Raw genomic sequence first — 19,009 nt, forward strand, 5'->3', positions numbered from 1 at the left:
ATCCGATCAAAAGGGACTCTTTGCGGAAAATCCGTATATCAAGCAAAAAAATTTGGCGACGTAGACCCCAAAATCGCTACATCGCAAAAAGCTCAATACATAAGGAAGATTGGATACTCTTAAACGGGCGTGTTACAATGAAGATTAAGCGGTAAAGGAGGGACGGCTTTGAAAATCCAAGATTTGCTGGAATTATTAAAGGAACGGTTAGATAAGCCTGAGTGGCTTTTTCAGTTTCATAAAAAAGATGAGTCGTTACGCATCGAAGATAAAAATTCCGGTCAAGGTGTGACCATTGATTTAAACGGGCTACTAGCCAAATATGCCCAGCGAAAAGAACAAGCGATCGACGAAACGATCTATTATATTAAAAATACGCTGAACGCGATGGCTCAAGAGCCGGTTATTAAAGGAAATGAAGAAGCCATCTACCCTGTGATGCGGTCGGCATCGTTTCCTGTCGAAACAAAGGATGGGAAAACGCTCATCTACAATGACCATACCGCTGAATCGCGCGTGTTTTACGCATTGGATTTAGGCCGAACTTATCGATTGATCGACCGTGCCCTCCTGGAGCGAGAAGGTCTCACTCAAGGGGCGTTGCATGAAATGGCCCTTTTTAACCTCCGCTCGCTACCAGTAGATTATAAAAGTGATCAGGTAGCTGGGAACACCTTCTATTTTATTAACTATAATGACGGCTATGATGCAAGCCGTATCTTAAATCAAGCTTTAATCGATAAAATGGCGCGCATCGCAGAAGGAAAGCTCGCCGTGGCCATCCCGCACCAGGATGTCTTGATTTTTGCGGATATAAAAAACAATAGCGGGTATGACGTCCTTGGACAAATGACCATGAGTTTTTATATGAACGGAAAAGTTCCGATTACTCCACTTTCTTTTCTATGGGAAAACAAGCGGTTGCAGCCGATTTTTATCTTGGCCAAAAAAAAGCCCTGACGCCACTGTGAACGGGTTTATAGCGATACCGTCAGGACAGCGCATGACAAAACAAAAAGGAGAGAGGAACATGAACTATTATTATAATAAAGAAGGTATTGGTGATACGCTGATCATTGACTTTTTAACAGAAACATCCGACGTCGAACCGGTGCGGAAAGGGGATGCCGTTGTTCTTCGCCAAAGCAATGGAGATGTCGTTGGTGCTAACCTTTTCCATGCTTCACAATACATAACGATTAATGGTAACGGAAAAATCAAAGTGGATGATGAGCTTGCGGAAAAAATCAGCAAGGTTTTTGAAGAAAACGGCTTTTCGATCACCTTTACTCCGGATACGGCTCCCGATTTTATTGTAGGGGAAGTCAAAGAGAAAAAAGCCCATCCGGATGCTGACAAATTAAGTGTGTGCATGGTGGATGTTGGCTCTGAAACGTGGCAAATCGTCTGTGGGGCACCGAACGTAGAAGCAGGCCAACGCGTCGTCGTTGCCCGCATTGGGGCGTTAATGCCGAATGGTCAGGTGATTAAACCTTCCGTCCTGAGAGGGGTGCGTTCCGAAGGGATGATCTGCTCAGCTCGAGAACTGGGATTGCCGAATGCACCGGCGAAGAAAGGCATCTTAGTTTTGGATTCATCTTATGAAGTTGGCACACCTTTTACGATCGAAGCGAAATAAACAAAGGATGAGAAGGGAGAAACAGGTGATGATATGGCTAATTGGTGGAAACGATTTTTCGGTTTAGATGATGATTGGTTGGATGATGAGGATACGTATAACGGTAAAGAAACGGATGGCTTAGGTCGCTCTTTAAAAGGCCGTTTTGAAGACCCGGGGCGACGAATCGAAGTGCGCATGGTTAAACAATTTCCTGAACGGACAAAACCCCGATCGCCCATTCAAAGTGATCGGTGGAAAAATGAACCTTGGGACGAACCAGCTTATGTACGCCGTTTTCGGACACGTGTTCAGGACAAAGCGAGTGCCACCTCACAGCCAGCATACGACAGACATAAAGGGCAAAAGGAAGATAGGAAAGATCAACAGATTGAACGGAAAAAAGAACCGTTCCGTCCGTCGATGGTCGCTTCACCGATTTTCGGCTATCGCCAACGACCCAAAATGCGCCCTTTATCTTCCGAGGGTATGGTTCGGAATCCGGAACTTGATTCCCTACAACGTGCAGCGGATGAAGAACGGGATATTGCGTCCCCACTTGATGTTGCCGAGCCGCTATTTCCGACTACCGTTTCGGAACCCGTTCGCGAGAGGGTAACGGATCGATTAATGCCTGATATAACGTCAGCGGATGATTCGACAACGGGAGGATCTGAACGAAAGGAAACGGTTCGTCATGTTGTCGGCGCTTGGAAGATTACCGAAAGCGAAACGAATAAGGGTGAATCAAATGTAACTTTTCGACGAGTTGATTCTGTACAAGCGGCAATGGCTTCAAACAATGATAATGAGATAAATGACCCGAAAGAGAAAATCGAGATATTGCCTAAGAGGGCGGATTGCTGGTCGGAGCCCGAAAAAACCTTTGACACTGAACAGAAACCATCGGTCGGTGAGGTCAACGACGGTGAAAAAACGGCCAATGAACAGGAAGAAAGAACGCTTCGTGACGGAAATGCGGATGGACGTGTGGCTGAAAGTGGGAAATCGTCATCCTATTCAACCATTCCTTATAACGTCTTAATGTATGGCGCCGACAAACAAGCTTTACGACGCAAACCATCCTACAAATCATCCGTAACAGCTGATCAGCGCTCCTATGAAAGCCATGCGGCTTTGCACGACCAAGGGAAAAGAACCGTGCCGCTGTCATTGTTCCGAGACCCACCTGAAAACTTAGCACCGGATGAAGCCTGGATTGCTGAAAAACAAGAAACGTTAAAACAAGTTTTGAAGAATTTTCACGTCCGCGCTGATATGGTGGGATTTGTTCAAGGGCCGTCCGTCACGCGGTTTGAGATTCGCCTTCACCCTGGTGTCAAGGTCAGTAAAGTCGTGGGGCTGACGGAAGATATTAAATTGAGCATGGCGGCTGAACAAATCCGCATCGCCCCGGTTGCCGGTAAAAGCACGGTCGGCATCGAAATTCCGAATCTCAAGCGCAAACCCGTTTTTCTTAAAACCTTATTGCGCTCCAAAGCGTTTTCCGAGAGCGCCTCACCGCTTACCGCCGCCCTTGGAATGGATGTTTCGGGTCAAGAAGTCATTACGGATTTGGCAAAGATGCCGCACGGCCTCATTGCGGGGGCGACCGGCTCAGGGAAAAGCGTCTGCATTCACTCTTTAATACTCAGTTTGATCTATAAGTCGGACCCTGAATCTTTGCGGCTTGTGCTCATTGACCCGAAAGTGGTGGAACTGTCTGTGTATCAAAGACTTCCACATCTAGCGGCTCCGGTTATCAATCAACCAAAAGAGGCTGCTCTGGCGTTGCGGTGGGCCGTGGATGAAATGGAACGACGCTACCAAGCCTTTGCCGACCTTGGCGTCCGCGATATTAAAAAATATAATCAAATCGTCGGTCCGGATGAAAAATGGCCGTATATCGTCATTATTATCGATGAATTGGCGGATTTGATGATGACAAGCCCGCAAGATGTAGAGGAAGCGATTTGCCGCATCGCCCAAAAAGCACGAGCGGCCGGTATTCATATGATCTTGGCGACACAGCGGCCGTCGGTCGATGTGATCACAGGTTTAATCAAAGCGAATATCCCAACGCGCATCGCTTTTGGCGTCTCATCGCAAGCCGATTCTCGAACGATTTTAGATGCTGGTGGTGCTGAGCGGCTTCTCGGCCAAGGGGACATGTTGTTTGCGGAAAACGGGTCGCGTGAAATCCGTCGGCTTCAAGGAGCATTTGTGTCCGATGAGGAAATTGAACGCATAACGGAATTCATGATGTCTTGGCCGGCTCCGCCCCACCTTTTTGACCCTTCGGAATTGCGCGAGCAACGCCAAATGGGAATGGAAGAAGAGGATGAGTTATACGAAGAAGCGGCGCAATTTGTCATCTCTCAAGGTCAAGCTTCGGTCTCCAGCTTGCAGCGCCATTTTCGTATCGGCTATAACCGCGCTGCTCGTCTTATTGATGCACTGGAAGCGAACGCCATCATCTCTTCGGCCAATGGCAGTAAACCAAGGCAAGTATTAGTGACGAAAGAGGCGTATTTTACCGAAGAGGATGAAACCGGCCTGTAATATGTTTTTACATCATCGTGGATAAAAGATACAATGATGTTTAGTTGTTAGATTTAAATGAAACGAAACTTTTTCGTGTGCTGAAAGAAATGGGATACCTGAGCATGCTTGGGGTGTTGGTAACCATTTATAGAAGATAAATCTTAGTTTTACAGGGGATAATGTATTATTAAACAGAAAGCCCGAAGCGATGGTCGAAAGAAGTGACGTTTCCTAACCTCGCCTTGAAAGGGTGGATGGGCTGAGACGGTCATTCGCCAAACGGACATCTGGGCATATAGTGACAATAGGGGATATTAATGAAAAGGTTTTTGGAGGTTGTAAAATGACGAAGTATCATTTCGTAGGGATCAAAGGAACGGGAATGAGCCCGCTGGCGCAGATTCTTCACGATATGCATCATGACGTACAAGGGTCTGATGTGGATAAGCGTTTTTTTACGCAAGAGGCGCTAGAGCGAAAAGGCATACCCATTTTTCCGTTTGATGAAAATAACATAAAGGAAGATTATACGGTTATTTGGGGCAATGCGTTTCCGGAAACCCATCCTGAAATTGTTCGGGCAAAACAACTGAACGTACCGATTCATCGCTATTATGATTTTCTTGGTGCTTTTGCCAAACATTTCACAAGTGTTGCAGTAACCGGAACGCACGGGAAAACCGGCACGACGGGGCTTCTTAGTCATGTTTTCTCAGCCTTTAAATCGACTTCTTACCTCATTGGTGACGGAACTGGGGTTGGCAAGGAAAACAGTGAATTTTTTATCTTTGAAGCTTGCGAATATCGTCGCCATTTTCTTTCCTATGAACCGGATTTCTGCATTATAACCAATATTGATTATGACCATACCGATTATTTTAAAACCCCAGAAGATTACTTTCATGCCTTTCAGGAGCTCGCTCAACAAGTCAAACAAGCCATTTTTGCTTGCGGGGATGATCAGAACCTCCAGCGACTTCGCGCCAATGTTCCGATGATCTTTTACGGACTGAAAGAAGACAATGATTTTCGGGCGGTCAACTTGGAGAGAACCGATGCCGGCACTCAATTTGATGTCTATGTGCGGAACGATTTTTACGGACGGTTTACCGTTCCGGCTTACGGTGAACATAATGTTTTAAATGCTCTTGCTGTTATTAGTTTTTGTCATTATCAAAACATGCCCATCGAACTTTTAAAAGAGCGTTTATTAACATTTCCGGGTGTCAAGCGGCGCTTTAATGAACGGCCTTTCGGCTCACAAATTATCGTTGATGACTATGCTCACCATCCAACTGAAATTAAAGCGACGATTCATGCGGCAGCGAGCAAATGGCCGGGACGGCCGATTGTGGCCATTTTTCAACCTCATACCTATACGCGAACGAAAGCGTTTTTGGACGATTTTGCGGACAGCCTTAAAACGGCTGATCACGTATACTTATGCGATATCTTTGGTTCAGCGCGGGAGGCTAACGGCGAACTGACGGTTGATGTATTATTAAATCGCATTCCCGGCGCAAAACGGTTGACGGAAGAAAACATACGGGAATTGGAAAATTATCCTGATAGTATTTTATTATTTATGGGTGCAGGCGACATTCAAAAATATCAACAGGCATACGTCAAGGCTTTGGCAAAGTAATGGCATCATGAATGAATCATCAAGAGGTTGACGCGCTCAACCTCTCTTTTTACATAATACTTGCATAGACGCTCCGCGTTTTATTAAAACTAAGTAAGGGTATGTATGACGAAGGAGGTTTGATTGTGGAAATTATTCTTTATCTCAGCGTCGCACTTCTAGCGGTCGCCTTTGCGGTCCTCGTTTATTTTATAGGAAAGACGCTCACATCGGTGCAAAAGACGCTGGACGGGGTTTGCGATACGCTGGACCGCGTCGTCCAACAAATGGAAGGGATCACAAAGGAAACGGAGTCATTGTTACATAAAACTAATGAGATGGCCGAGATGGTTCATGAGAAAACGAAGGCGCTCGATCCGGTTTTCGATTCCATTAAAAGCATTGGGGATTCCATCCGAACCGTCAACCGTTCCGTGGAGCGTTTGAGTACATCCATCACATCTAAAGGTGAGCGCCATAGCGAAGAAGTGGCGAAGGCCATCCAATGGGGCGAAGCGATCATCGATCTTTGGAATAAGTGGAAGGTAAAAAAGAGCAAATCTCATTAAAAATAGTAAAAAACTTAAGGAGATGAGGACATGGGGAAAGATTCGTCCACTCATACAAGTGCCTTTTTACTCGGTGCGGTGATCGGTGGGTTGACAGGCGCTGTATGCGCCCTTCTGTTAGCCCCTAAAACAGGTCAAGAAATGCGAGAAGATCTCAATCGTCGAACAGACGTGCTGAGGCAAAAGGGCATAGACGTGGCGCAATACGCCAAAGAAAAATCGGAAGGGCTTGCCAAAACTGTTTCCTTGCAATCCGTTCAAGTTGCTGACAAAGTAAAAAGACTTCCGGAGTACATACGAATTAGCGGCAAGAAGCGTTCTAGCGGAAGCGAGCAATGAAAATTGAGAACGGCGTATTTTAACAGCTCCCCCTGTGGGGGCTTTTTCATTTTTTTTAGAAGGGTATCACGAGCTTTTTTATACGGGTATGTTAATAAATTTTTCAGGTCAATAAATGTGCAATCTTTAGCAGAGACTAGTTTTCTTTTTTAGCGCTAACGTCACTTCCGCCGATCGGTGAACGTCCAATTTTATGCGGTTTTTTCACTTTTGTGGTTAAAAGCTTAAAAGCATTGAAGAAAAGTCGTGACATTTCCAAAACGGTTATTATATAATAAACCCTAAGACAAAGCATCTTGGAGGGAAAGCCAATGAGAGAGAACGAGTTAGAACAGCTGAGACTCAGAATTGACGAGCTAAATGAACAATTGTTGGAATTGATCAACGAGCGCGCTCGGGTCGTCCAACAAATCGGTGAAATCAAAAAGAGACAAGGAACCGAGCCATATGACCCTGTTAGGGAACGGGCTATTTTGGATCGCATCATCGCCAAAAATAACGGGCCTTTCAAAAATGACACACTGAAACATTTGTTTAAAGAAATTTTTAAAGCGAGCTTGGAACTTCAAGAAGATGACCACCGTAAAGGCCTCCTAGTCTCGCGAAAAAATAAAACGAGCGATACCATCATTGACATAAATGGGGAAACAGTTGGTGATGGTAAGCAAAGGCTGATTGCCGGACCGTGCGCCATTGAAAGCTACGAACAAACGCGAAAAGTCGCTGAACAAGTGAAAAAACATGGTGTCCCGTTTCTGCGGGGTGGAGCCTTCAAGCCGAGAACATCCCCATACGATTTCCAAGGGCTCGGGGTCGAAGGGTTAAAGATTTTGCGGCAAGTCGGCGATGAATTCCACCTTTCTGTTATCAGCGAAATCATGTCGCCACAGGATTTGGATGTGGCCGAACAATATTTGGATATCATTCAAATCGGTGCTCGGAACATGCAAAACTTTGAGCTGTTGAAAGCTGTGGGCACTTCAAGCAAACCGGTTTTATTGAAACGAGGCTTGTCAGCAACGATTGATGAATTCATGAAAGCCGCCGAATACATTTATATGGCCGGTAACGAAAATGTAATCCTTTGTGAACGCGGCATTCGCACTTTTGAACGAGCCACGCGCAATACGCTGGATATTTCGGCTGTGCCGATTTTGAAGAAGGAAACCCATCTGCCGGTGTTTGTGGATGTTACCCATGCGACGGGACGCCGGGACCTATTGATTCCAACAGCGAAAGCGGCTTTAGCGATCGGTGCCGATGGCGTAATGGTCGAGGTGCACCCCGACCCCTCCATCGCTTTATCCGACTCCGCACAGCAAATGGACTTTGACCAATTTGACAGCTTTATTGAAGCCATTAAACCCTACGGCCTGCACACTTCCGTACAAGAAAGCAGACTCCCTCGGTGAGGGAGTTTTGCGCGTTTTTCGAGGTATGACAAGCCGCAGGATAAAAAGTTTACATGTGATTTTTGAAAATACCGTGTCGATTAAATTTAATGGATGCAAGTTTTACCTAAAATGGTTATACTATTAGAAGGATATCGATCGAACGTAAGGAGGAAACAATGAGCGCAACAATCTATGATGTAGCACGGGAAGCTGGCGTTTCCATGGCGACCGTTTCACGTGTTGTAAATGGGAATCCAAATGTCAAACCGACCACTCGAAAAAAAGTGCAAGAAGCGATTAAACGCCTCGGCTACCGACCGAATGCGGTTGCTAGGGGATTGGCAAGTAAAAAAACGACGACGGTCGGCGTCATTATACCGGATATTTCTAGTATTTTCTTTTCGGAATTAGCTAGAGGTATAGAGGATATTGCGACCATGTACAAATACAATATTATCCTCTCAAATTCCGACCAAAATAAGGATAAGGAAATCCGATTAATTCAAACCATGTTAGGCAAGCAAGTGGACGGGATTGTTTTTATGGGTGGCCGCTTATCCGATGAACATCTTGAGGAATTTAAAAATGCGCCGGTCCCGATTGTATTAGCTGCGACAATCGATGAGAAAGGCGAAATTCCGTCGGTCAACATTGATTATGAGCAAGCCACCTTTGAAGCTGTCAGCCATTTAGTCGAACAAGGTCATCGGAGGATTGCAGCCGTTTTAGGCCCTGAAGATGATCCCATTAACGGACAGCTGAAGCTTTCGGGTTATAAGAAGGCGCTCGAATCAGGACGGCTTTCGTTTGATGACGCCCTGGTTTCCTATGGTGATTTTACATACGATTCAGGGAAAGAAGCGATGGATGCTTTTAGTGCATTGGCGGATCAGCCGACAGCTATCTTTGCTGCTACCGATGAGATGGCATTAGGGGTCATCCACGCGATCCAAGACGAAGGTAAAAAGGTGCCCGATGATATTGAAGTCATTAGCGGTGAAAACACGCGTCTTTCGCAAATGATTCGTCCGACATTGTCTTCGATTGTCGTTCCGATGTATGATATCGGTGCCGTGGCGATGCGGCTTTTGACCAAATATATGAATAAAGAACGGGTGGACGAGCATATCGTCGTTTTGCCCCATCGCATTGAATACCGGCAATCGACGAAAGAATAAAAAACCGCACCTCTGCCATTTTGGCATGAGGGCGGTTTTTTTATGTTGGTAAGAAAAGAAAACTAAGGCTTGGCTAACGCAAAGATTGATAGAGCCAGCAAAGATACAAAGCTAGCCCCAAGGTGTTCGTGCCAGTGGGGCTATTCATAAAAAGCAATAATGCTGTCTTACGGACTTGTTCCATTGTATCCGGTGTCGGTCGGCGGGTTATTTGCATCTGTTCCGTCATCGCTTCCTTGATCTGTCGGCGGATTTTCCGTATCCCCTTTCTTCGGATTATTGGAGGATACGAGGAGATTTCCGACCGTTGGTGACGGGGGCGATTCAAGACCTGTGATGTCAACGGCTGTGACATAGTAATACCCTTTTGCATGAGATAGGGCGGATGATAATGTTGAACCGCCGACAACATCCTTGATTTTAATAAAGGTTTTACCATTTATTGAGTGATAGATGCGATAGCCAACAACATCATCAGAGGAGCTTCTCGTCCATACCAATCGGTTTTTGTTTAATTGTACCTTTGCTATGCCTTTAGGTGCGGCATCATCCGCCTTATAAGCCGCAACCGGAATAATGCCTCCGGAAATTTTAGATTTGATATCCTTCATGTTGAGATAAGGAAAATGCGTTTTGATAAAGTCATCGCTCAACAATAACCCTGGCATGGTGAAAGCCTCAGGGGTCGTTGGAAGAGCGGGTACTTTTTTATTATTTAAAATGACATATCGCCCGCTCGCGAAGGCATTCGTATCATCTTGTTTTGGCAAAGTTTTCGTATTGACGAGATCCGTACTGACGAGTCCCGCGTTCTTGCACGATTCGGTCACCGGTCCCATCGTTAACCCACAAATCGTTTTCCGTTCAATGCCATCTGGCATGGCAAACTTTTCAGTAGGCGCCATTAGTTTTGGGGCAACGGCATAGGCAGCATTGGCGAAACTCGCCCATAAAGCCGACGTGCGTCGATGATAGGAATTTCTATCTAATTGTATACGCGAAAGCAATTGTCCGTTGCTGTAGACGGCTTGTTGATCGAAGCCGGTCCATACACCGAGCGTAATATTTGGATTGGCGGCAATGAACCAAGAATCATGCCAATCTTGAGACGTACCGGTTTTACCGAACCAATCCGCATGGAAATTTAACATGCCCGGTATATCGGCTGCGGTCCCGCGTTTTAATACATCGCGCAGCATATCGATAACGAGATAGGATGTTTGTGGTGAAAAAACATGTGTATTTTCGGTTTTATGTTGATAGATCACGCGCCCATCATTTGTCTCAATTCGGTCGATCATATAAGCATCGACAAAGTTGCCACCATTGGCAAATGTGGTGTAGGCGTTTGTATTTTCTTCGACGGTTACCCCAAGTGTCAACCCGCCGATCCCTACAGGAAGCGGCCCATTATCTGGATAGACGAGTGTTGAGAAGCCCATTTTCTCAAGGTAATCGAGCGGCTGGAATTTTTGCTTATTCATCCAGTACACTTGAATGGCTGGTACGTTATGTGACTCGTACAACGCTTTTCGGGCTGTTTCAAAACCATGGTATTTGCCAATATCGGTCGATGCATAGTTGTGCGGCTCATAGTTCCCAGGATAGGTTGTCGGTAAATCCGCCAAAATGGTTCCAGGTTGAATCAGGCCGTTTTCAATCGCCGGCCCGTAATCTAAAAGCGGTTTCATTGTTGAGCCGTTTTGCCGGATCGTTTGGGTGGCGTGATTGACCTGAGAATAGTCGTACTTATCCTTTCTGCCACCGACAAAACTGATTATCGCCCCAGTTTTGTTATCAATTAACATCGCTCCGACTTCCATCGGTAAGCGAACGGTCGTCTTTTCACCCGTCTTTGAGTTGGTGACCCGATACACTTTATCAGGTTCATACCCTTTGTATTGAAGAGCAGCCTCTTGCATTTTGTCATATATTTTTTTGTTGATGGTCGTGTAAATTTTATAGCCGTTATGTTCTAACTGTTTGTTGGCATTATCCAGAAATTCACCGAAAAGCTCGCTGTTTTTCTTTAAAGTGTCGTAATCGTACCCTGCTTTTTGCACCGTATCTTGAATGGTGACGTGAAGGCCCTGATTTCTTAAAAGGTTCGTTAAATAACTTAAGTTATTGAACCGTTCGTAATCTTTCTTTAACCGAGCGGCTTCATAACCGTTTTGGCTAGCTAGGATCTGGGCCAAGATTTCCTTGGCGCGTTGATGGACTTCGGTCATTAAGTATGGATACTGCGTCAAAACCTTGGAATGCTCTTTCGCAAAGTGCGATCGATAATCATACTTCATGGCATCGGCATACTCGGCTTTCGTGATGGCTCCGGTGTCAAGCATCCGCTTTAACACCACATGCGCCCGTTCTATACCTGCTGATAGGTCATCCTTCAGCCCGCCTTCATTTTTAAAAGGCGAATAGACGAACGGATTTTTCGGAAGCCCAGCGAGAAATGCAGCTTGCGGGATGTTCAAGTCCTTGGCGCTAACACCGAATATGCCTTGGCTTGCTGCCTCAATCCCGGCGACGTTTTGTCCAGCTGAGTTTCGCCCAAATGGTACGATATTTATGTAAGCATTAAGAATATCCTTCTTGTCAAAAAAGTTTTCTAGTCTCATAGCGAGCAAAATTTCTCTCGCTTTTCTTTTAAAAGAAACTTCATTCGTTAAAATTTGGTTTTTGACAAGTTGCTGGGTGATCGTGCTTCCTCCCGTAACGATTGGGCGATTCGTCAGCTCTTGGAAAACGGCCCGAAAAACGGCTTTCGGAACCACGCCATGATGTTCGTAAAAAAGCTCGTCTTCAGTCGATAAGAGCGCATCAATAAAATGCGGTGAGACTTGCTCAAGCGGTACCACCGTGCGAATTAAGTCGGTTTGTAGCTTGCCGAGCACTTTCTTTTCGGCAAAATAAACGGTGGTCGTCTCGGAGTAATCGCTCATCGCCTTTTTCATAGTTTCATAGCTTATAACGGGTTGATCTTTGACAAGGGAGGCAAAATAACCTGCACCAAGCCCAAAAGCAAAACAGCCTAGGATAACAAGGATGGAAAGGAATATTAAAAATAAGTTCCATACCACTTTGGAGCCGATGCGGAACCCCTTTAAGATCTTTTTTTCTTTGAGCCATGTCACGGCGTTTTGGAAATAGGTGACCCACTTTGAAGGCTCGAAGGACATCGATTTCCCTCCTTTGCATTGAATGACTGCCGTGATAAAAACAGACGAAAAGTCCTATGAACATCTTATACTAAAAAAAGGCTTTGGGAAATAGGGGTTTTAGAATGAGAAGATCAGTTTCCAGTTGGGGTGAAAGTGGAAAAATAAAGCTCTGCCTTCCCCAAAAGGGCTTGGCAGAGCAAAGCTTTCTTTATCAGCTTTAACGTGAGTAAAATTCGACGATCAAAGCTTCTGTGATTTCAGCTGGCAGTTCGGAACGTTCCGGAAGGCGTGTATAGGTTCCTTCCATTTTATTTTCATCAAATGAAAGGTATTCAGGTACGAAGTTATTCACTTCAAGTGCTTCTTTAATGATGTCCAAGTTACGCGATTTTTCTCTGACGCCGATGACGTCACCAACGTTTACGCGGTAGGATGGAATGTCCACGCGTTTGCCGTTGACGGTGATGTGACCGTGGTTGACGAGCTGGCGAGCCTGACGGCGCGTGCGCGCTAAACCAAGGCGATAAACGATGTTATCCAGGCGTGATTCCAAAAGAATCATGAAGTTTTCGCCATGAACACCTTTCATTTTGGAAGCCGCTTCAAATGTGCGACGGAATTGACGTTCATTCAAACCGTACATAAAACGAAGCTTTTGTTTTTCTTGGAGTTGCAAACCGTATTCAGAAAGTTTCTTCCGTTGGTTTGGGCCGTGTTGGCCAGGAGCATATGGGCGTTTTTCCAATTCTTTACCCGTGCCGCTTAAGCTCATGCCATAACGGCGGGATTTTTTCCAGGCTGGACCTGTATAGCGAGCCATTAAAGACTCCTCCTTTGTCATTTTATTTTTGTATAAAATGACAGCTCCGAACGGCGATTGCGGAGGCATTTTATGTTCACGCATCTTCGCCCGACAGCAGAGGTTACGCGATGCGCCTCGTTTGACGAGGCATAAAATGGTGCTCGCGCAATGACGACCGTTATACTGTCTCTCATTTTACACAACGTTCATTATATCTACCGCTACCGATTGTGTCAAGAATATGATAAAATTGTATCCAAAGAACTAGGACATTTATCCTAAAGAGGCGGATTAAAATGGGTGAGGATAGGTTTGTTTCGAATGTGCCGCGAGTCACTGAGGCGTTAATTGAGCGGTTTAACAGAACGGTTGACCACTGTGCGTGGTTGATGCCATCCGTTAAGCCTATCTGTTTATTTTTAATAGATGTCCAACAAAAAATCCTGGCATACCGTAATTTCGGTCTTGAGATGGTGTCACATCTCCAGTCGGGTTGTGATTGGCCAATCGTTAGATCTTATTGGCCAGAAGCCGCAGTGAAAGAATGGGATACGGAACATGGAAAACTGGCTATTGTCAGCTTACGTCCGGACTTGGAGGATTTTTCCGAATATATTCGTCTTACATATCAAATGACAGCGCTTGAGACCTCGGCTTTTGATTTAAGCCGCTTTAATGGAAAAGATATGCTGATGCATTTATTGCACCGTAGCGATTATGCGCGCCGCTTGAACATCGTGCCGAAAGCCTTTGTTGAATATATGTCGGGTGTGTTTAAGAAAGATGCGGCATTGTATGTTTATAACGAGTTGGCCGAGCGTTATGACTTTCTTCTGTCCTCGAATGATGGTGGTCACACTGATTGGAAAAGCCTTTCTTTTACAGAAAATGATGTGCTGCACCTCGCTGGCGGAAAGTGGATGGCGAATATCTTCCTAGGGAAGCGAGACGCTGGCGCTGATCACCGCTGTTTGCTCTTTCCGTTATATGGCGGCCAGCGCGTATTTGCTTTGCTTCTTTTAAATATGCCTGAGGCTCCGAATGATCCTGTTGTGGTCAGACATTTAAAAGAAATCATTGATGAATTTTCAAAGTTAATGCACGAAATCCAAAACTACCTTTACAGCATAAAAATTGGCCGCCGTTATCAACAATTATATACGGTAACGAAAAAATTTCATTCGACCATGAATGATCGAGATGTGCTTGATGAGGTCCTGAAGACCATCGAGGGTCTTTACGGCCATTGCGATATCCAGTTACTGTTTACGGATGATTCTATTGACTGGGTAGATGGGGACCCCGAGGCTTTGCAAGCCTACTTAAACGGGCGTGTGCAAGTCCATCATGCCGAAAACGCCGTCCACCTATACGCACCTTTGGCCGGACGGCAAGGCGTCTATGGTGTCATAAAAATTAGCACGGACCGAAGGGATGCCTTCTCGAAAGATGATAGGGAATTTATTCAATTACTAGCCAGTACCGCTGGCCATGCTTTTGAAAATGCTAAATTATATCAACAATCCCAACGGTCGATTGCCGATTTGCGACTCATTAATAAAATGAGCCAACAGTTAAACGCCATCATGCGCTTTAACGATACCGTTGACTATTTGATCAAAGAAATTCAGGATCATTTTTCGGTCGAAGAGTTGGGGTTTTTTACGATAAGTCCTAACCAATCTCCCGTTATCTATCCGAAATGCACGCCTTTTTTTCATACCGGTGAGGGGTTAAAACTTGTTAACCGGGTGATGGAAAAACTGATTGAAGATCAGGAGGGGTTATTTCTTGGCGATGTTCACGCCGAAAATTGGTTGAACATCCCCTATCGATCCCTTATCGCTTTGCCGTTGATAACAAAAGACAGCTTTTTAGGTCTCATCGTGGCCGTCCATCGCGAGCCTTATCACTTTTCTTTTGATGAATTTCGCTTGCTTCAATCCATTGTCCGCCATTCGACGCTAGCCATTACCAACGCAAGGCTCCGCGAAGAATTGGAGCGGCAAGTGAATACCGACCAACTCACAGGGCTTTTTGCCCGCGATTATCTCAATAAAAAAGTGGAGCTATCCCTGAAGACCGACCTTAGGGGCGTTATGATTTTAATTGACATTGATAATTTTAAAATCATCAATGACACCCACGGGCATGCGGTGGGGGATGAAATCCTCATCCATGTTGCTAATATCATAAAACAGAATGTTCGGAAAACAGATATTGCCGCGCGGTGGGGTGGAGAGGAGCTCGCCGTTTATTTGCCGAATTGCACCGTTGAGCAAGGACGTGCCATTGCTGAACGCATTGTTACCAGTGTTCGAAAATCAACCGTACCGAGGGTGACAATTTCTTGCGGTCTGTCATTTTGGAGGCAAAGAGATTTTCAAGGCGGGGGTCGTGATTTATTCCTCAAAGCCGATCAGGCCCTCTATCGCGCAAAAGAGCAAGGCAAAAACCAGCTTTACATTTATCACTGAAAAGAGAAAAACGTTGGCCGCCCCCTAGAGGACGGCCAAATGTATGCGTTTTTACAATGGCAAGACATTTAACTATGATATTAGCGACAATTTCTTTATAAATGTTTTTCGAGCGTTTCGACAAATTGTTCCAAACCTTTTTGGTCGGTGTCATCGAAGCGGTCAACGATCGGGCTGTCAATGTCGAGGACACCGATGACGCTACCCTTAACGGTGATTGGGACGACAATTTCTGAACGGGAATTGGCATCACAGGCGATGTGACCTTCGAAGGCATTCACATCTTTCACCCGAATCGTTTTTCTTTCCGCAAAAGCGGTGCCGCAGACGCCTTTCCCAAAAGGGATGCGTATGCAGGCTGGAAGCCCTTGAAACGGACCAAGCACCAATTCTTTTCCATCGCTGAGATAAAAGCCGACCCAATTAATATTTTCTAAAAACTGGTTTAATAATGCAGACGCATTGGCCAAGTTGGCGATGCGGTTCGGTTCATTTGCAATTAACGCTTCGAGCTGCTTTGCGACGAGTGCATATTGTTCTTCACGCGTCCCAGTATATTTCATCGGTGTAAACATGCTTTCCCCTCTTTCTTTTTTACTCAGTTTATCAGAAAACAGTCTGATTTTCATTTTTTTTGTCGAGTGATTTATGAAGGATAAAAGCGTAAGCCGTTGAACATCTACAATATGAGAAGGTTTAAAGAGGGTGTGAGCGATGAAAGCGAAGACGGGCGGCAAAAAGCAAATGACCAAAAAGCTGATTGCAAAAGCGGCAGCAAGGCTGTTTCACATGTACGGCTATCACGGCACCTCGGTGCGCAATATCGCTGAAGAAGCCGGTGTCAACGCTGCCCTTGTCTCTTACTATTTTGGAGGAAAGAAAGCCCTGTTGGAATATTTAATGGAAAGCTTTTATGAAGGGTATTTGCGCGTTATGGAAGAGACACTGACAGCAGAAACTGACCGGCGTCCAGAGGAGCTTTTAGTCATCCTAGCAGAAAACCTGATTCGTTATCAGCTGGATCATTTTGATTTGTCGCTCTTCGTTCATCGAGAAGTGACAACAGACTCCACGCTCGTCAGGGAACTGATGGCAACCTATTTGATGAAGGAAAAATACATGTATGAGATCATCTTTGAATCCGCACACGAAACCATTCCTTTGGTTCCGACTGATCTTTTTATCCTTCAATATCGGAATATGATTATCATGCCGTTTTTACAACCGCTTTATTTGCGCCAAGTCCACACGCTGGAACCGACGGCGGAAGTTTTTCTCAATCGTTATTTGGCAATGGTCAAAGAGTGGGTCGATCATATGTTGACCCCAGTTGTACAGTAAGCGTTGCACGATGCCCCGTTTGGTATACCATGTCCTTATCGGTCCATTGATCGAGGGGCATTTTTTTTCGGAACTTGCCTGAGAACGATAAAAAATATGTCATAAAACGTCAATTCATGATATGATTAAAACTACTAATGCATTTTGGTCGAACGGAAAATGCGTGGCTTTCGAATGGGGGAAGTTTCGGTATGGTATATGCAATTGTCGGCATTATTCTTCTTTTTGCTGCCATTGTCGTTTATGGCTCTATCATGCGCCGGCGCATATTCAAACAAATTGACCGATTTGAATCATGGAAAATCGATATTTTAAATCGGCCGATAACAGAACAAATTTCCAGAATAAAAGAACTAAAAATGGTCGGTGAAACAGAGAAAAAATTTGAGAAGTGGCGCGCCGATTGGGATGAAATCGTAGCAACGGAATTGCCGATGATTGAAGAAATGCTTTTCGATGCCGAAGAACTCACCGATCGCTTTCAATTTGGAAAAGCACAAAGCACCCTCCGGGATATTCAGAAAAACCTCGAAAACATTGAAGACCAGATCAAAAAGATGCTTGATGATTTAAATGAAGTGGTCGAAAGCGAAGAAAAGAACCGGCAAGATATCGTAAGGGTTAAAGAGCAATACCACAATTTGAAGCGCGAACTGATAACCCGCCGTTCTTATTACCGGGAAGCGGGTGACTATTTAGAAAAAGAACTGACTCAAGTTGAAACCGATCTCTCCCAATTTGAACAACAAACGGATGAAGGCAATGTCATAAAGGCAAGAGAAATTCTCATCGGCGCCAAAGATCGTCTTGAAACGCTAGCGAATTTAGTCCAAGAGATCCCTGACTTATATAAGGATATACATACGGTTATCCCTAAGGAATTAAACGAAATAGAAAACGGCATGAAAGACATGATCGAAAATGGTTATTCCCTTGACCACCTCAATCTTGAGGATTGGCTTGCGCAAACCCGCAAAGCTTTGCAACTCTTCGATGAGGGCATGAGGAAAGCATCCTTCGCCGATGTCAAAGAAGGGCTGGAAAATACGTTTGAACAAGTGGAATGGGTATACGGCAGACTAGAAAGAGAAGTCGAGTCCAAAAACCGATTGCGCGAAGAAGCACCTGTCATTCGCCGTGATTTAGAAATCGTTGGGGAGAAAATCAAAGACATCAATAAAGAAACCGAAGTCGTCAAACAAAGTTATTACATTGATGAAGAAGACTTGAAAACCCAAAGTGAAATCGATAAAACGTTTAAGAAATTGGAACAGGAATTTCAGGAAGTGGACCAAGTCCTTAATGAAAATAAACAAGCGTTCAGCATCCTTCACGAAAAAATGGAAGACATGAAAGAGCATATCGATGTGCTGCGTGACAGTGTTGACCGTTTTAAAGAATTTTTAACGAATTTGCGTAAAGATGAGATGCTGGCCAAAGACACCTTGCAACAATTAAAGGAACAATTATTGGAAGCCCGCCGAAAAGTTCGAAAAAGCAATCTTCCTGGTATCCCCAATAGTTATATGACGATTGTCGAAGAGGGTGAGGAGATACTCAGGGAAATCAGTCAAAAACTTGACATGAAGCCGCTCACGATGCCGACGATCCATCAGCTTCTCGATGAAGCCCGAGAGAAAATTGTGTTGGTTAAAGAAAAAACTGATGAGATGGTGGAATCGGCCATTTTAACTGAACAGCTCATCCAATACGGCAATCGCTATCGCAGCCAAAATCCCGAACTGGATGAGGCGCTCCGTAAAGCGGAAAGCTACTTCAGAAGCTATAATTACAGTGAAGCGGTGGAATTAGCCGCTTTAGCCATCTATAAAATCGACCCGAGCGTCATTAAACGCTTTAAAGTCGAAATTGAAGAGGTCGTCTGAATCAGTCGATCTCTTTTTCATTTGGGGTTGGGCGGCCAACTCGCCAATAAGCTGAATCTTTTGTTACCAT

14 protein-coding genes are annotated in these 19,009 nt (G+C 45.0%); 11 read left to right on the forward strand and 3 right to left on the reverse strand.

The window, feature by feature from the left end; genetic code table 11:
• The first annotated feature begins 168 nt into the window (after nucleotides 1-168).
• The 8 genes from H532_RS0101925 (at nucleotide 169) to ccpA (ending at nucleotide 9,266) form a co-directional block, all read left to right on the forward strand.
• On the forward strand, nucleotides 169-960 hold the full coding sequence (locus tag H532_RS0101925) for a DUF1444 domain-containing protein (protein ID WP_027724066.1): 792 nt from the start codon (nucleotides 169-171) through the stop codon (nucleotides 958-960).
• 70 nt (nucleotides 961-1,030) lie between these two features.
• Nucleotides 1,031-1,639, forward strand: a complete 609-nt coding sequence (gene ytpR, locus H532_RS0101930; RefSeq protein WP_027724067.1) for a YtpR family tRNA-binding protein — start codon at nucleotides 1,031-1,033, stop codon at nucleotides 1,637-1,639.
• A 33-nt stretch (nucleotides 1,640-1,672) separates the two neighbouring features.
• Entirely contained in the window at nucleotides 1,673-4,180 is a 2,508-nt protein-coding gene (locus tag H532_RS17580) for a DNA translocase FtsK (RefSeq protein ID WP_051263072.1), read from the forward strand.
• Between the two features lie 325 nt (nucleotides 4,181-4,505).
• On the forward strand, nucleotides 4,506-5,807 hold the full coding sequence (gene murC, locus H532_RS0101940; protein ID WP_027724068.1) for a UDP-N-acetylmuramate--L-alanine ligase: 1,302 nt from the start codon (nucleotides 4,506-4,508) through the stop codon (nucleotides 5,805-5,807).
• Between the two features lie 125 nt (nucleotides 5,808-5,932).
• A complete protein-coding gene (locus H532_RS0101945) occupies nucleotides 5,933-6,355 on the forward strand; it encodes a DUF948 domain-containing protein (RefSeq protein WP_027724069.1) in 423 nt (140 codons plus the stop codon).
• Between the two features lie 30 nt (nucleotides 6,356-6,385).
• Nucleotides 6,386-6,694, forward strand: a complete 309-nt coding sequence (locus H532_RS17585; RefSeq protein WP_081412268.1) for a YtxH domain-containing protein — start codon at nucleotides 6,386-6,388, stop codon at nucleotides 6,692-6,694.
• A gap of 311 nt (nucleotides 6,695-7,005) precedes the next feature.
• Nucleotides 7,006-8,106 carry a bifunctional 3-deoxy-7-phosphoheptulonate synthase/chorismate mutase gene (locus H532_RS0101955; protein WP_027724070.1) on the forward strand — a complete coding sequence of 367 codons (1,101 nt, stop codon included), beginning with the start codon at nucleotides 7,006-7,008 and terminating at the stop codon, nucleotides 8,104-8,106.
• Nucleotides 8,107-8,264: 158 nt separating this feature from the next.
• Entirely contained in the window at nucleotides 8,265-9,266 is a 1,002-nt protein-coding gene (gene ccpA / locus H532_RS0101960) for a catabolite control protein A (protein WP_027724071.1), read from the forward strand.
• A 167-nt stretch (nucleotides 9,267-9,433) separates the two neighbouring features.
• Here ccpA and H532_RS17590 read toward each other — a convergent pair whose 3' ends face one another.
• Both H532_RS17590 and rpsD read right to left on the reverse strand, forming a co-directional pair.
• Nucleotides 9,434-12,451, reverse strand: a complete 3,018-nt coding sequence (locus H532_RS17590; protein ID WP_051263073.1) for a transglycosylase domain-containing protein — start codon at nucleotides 12,449-12,451, stop codon at nucleotides 9,434-9,436.
• Nucleotides 12,452-12,650: 199 nt separating this feature from the next.
• Nucleotides 12,651-13,253 carry a 30S ribosomal protein S4 gene (gene rpsD / locus H532_RS0101975; RefSeq protein ID WP_027724072.1) on the reverse strand — a complete coding sequence of 201 codons (603 nt, stop codon included), beginning with the start codon at nucleotides 13,251-13,253 and terminating at the stop codon, nucleotides 12,651-12,653.
• A 278-nt stretch (nucleotides 13,254-13,531) separates the two neighbouring features.
• Between rpsD and H532_RS19375 the strand changes: the two genes are divergently transcribed.
• The gene (locus H532_RS19375; RefSeq protein ID WP_051263074.1) at nucleotides 13,532-15,712 is read left to right on the forward strand and encodes a sensor domain-containing diguanylate cyclase; all 2,181 of its coding nucleotides are present in this window, start codon (nucleotides 13,532-13,534) and stop codon (nucleotides 15,710-15,712) included.
• 95 nt (nucleotides 15,713-15,807) lie between these two features.
• Here the strand turns inward: H532_RS19375 and H532_RS0101985 are convergent, their stop codons facing one another.
• Nucleotides 15,808-16,287 carry a GAF domain-containing protein gene (locus tag H532_RS0101985; protein WP_027724073.1) on the reverse strand — a complete coding sequence of 160 codons (480 nt, stop codon included), beginning with the start codon at nucleotides 16,285-16,287 and terminating at the stop codon, nucleotides 15,808-15,810.
• A gap of 139 nt (nucleotides 16,288-16,426) precedes the next feature.
• Between H532_RS0101985 and refZ the strand changes: the two genes are divergently transcribed.
• Nucleotides 16,427-17,053, forward strand: coding sequence for a forespore capture DNA-binding protein RefZ (gene refZ / locus H532_RS0101990; protein ID WP_027724074.1), 627 nt, complete (start codon nucleotides 16,427-16,429; stop codon nucleotides 17,051-17,053).
• A gap of 191 nt (nucleotides 17,054-17,244) precedes the next feature.
• Entirely contained in the window at nucleotides 17,245-18,939 is a 1,695-nt protein-coding gene (gene ezrA / locus H532_RS0101995; RefSeq protein WP_027724075.1) for a septation ring formation regulator EzrA, read from the forward strand.
• Nucleotides 18,940-19,009 lie beyond the last annotated feature (70 nt).

Origin of the sequence: Tuberibacillus calidus DSM 17572 (genome assembly GCF_000430685.1) — a bacterium.
Lineage (GTDB): Bacteria > Bacillota > Bacilli > Bacillales > Sporolactobacillaceae > Tuberibacillus > Tuberibacillus calidus.

Excerpts from the sequence above, each read along its gene's own strand:
- ytpR (WP_027724067.1), top strand. The coding sequence starts at position 1,031 with ATGAACTATTATTATAATAAAGAAGGTATTGGTGATACGCTGATCATT.
- H532_RS17580 (WP_051263072.1), top strand. The coding sequence starts at position 1,673 with ATGGCTAATTGGTGGAAACGATTTTTCGGTTTAGATGATGATTGGTTG.
- murC (WP_027724068.1), top strand. The coding sequence starts at position 4,506 with ATGACGAAGTATCATTTCGTAGGGATCAAAGGAACGGGAATGAGCCCG.
- H532_RS17585 (WP_081412268.1), top strand. The coding sequence starts at position 6,386 with ATGGGGAAAGATTCGTCCACTCATACAAGTGCCTTTTTACTCGGTGCG.
- H532_RS0101955 (WP_027724070.1), top strand. The coding sequence starts at position 7,006 with ATGAGAGAGAACGAGTTAGAACAGCTGAGACTCAGAATTGACGAGCTA.
- ccpA (WP_027724071.1), top strand. The coding sequence starts at position 8,265 with ATGAGCGCAACAATCTATGATGTAGCACGGGAAGCTGGCGTTTCCATG.
- H532_RS17590 (WP_051263073.1), bottom strand. The coding sequence starts at position 12,451 with ATGTCCTTCGAGCCTTCAAAGTGGGTCACCTATTTCCAAAACGCCGTG.
- rpsD (WP_027724072.1), bottom strand. The coding sequence starts at position 13,253 with ATGGCTCGCTATACAGGTCCAGCCTGGAAAAAATCCCGCCGTTATGGC.
- H532_RS19375 (WP_051263074.1), top strand. The coding sequence starts at position 13,532 with ATGGGTGAGGATAGGTTTGTTTCGAATGTGCCGCGAGTCACTGAGGCG.
- H532_RS0101985 (WP_027724073.1), bottom strand. The coding sequence starts at position 16,287 with ATGTTTACACCGATGAAATATACTGGGACGCGTGAAGAACAATATGCA.
- refZ (WP_027724074.1), top strand. The coding sequence starts at position 16,427 with ATGAAAGCGAAGACGGGCGGCAAAAAGCAAATGACCAAAAAGCTGATT.
- ezrA (WP_027724075.1), top strand. The coding sequence starts at position 17,245 with ATGGTATATGCAATTGTCGGCATTATTCTTCTTTTTGCTGCCATTGTC.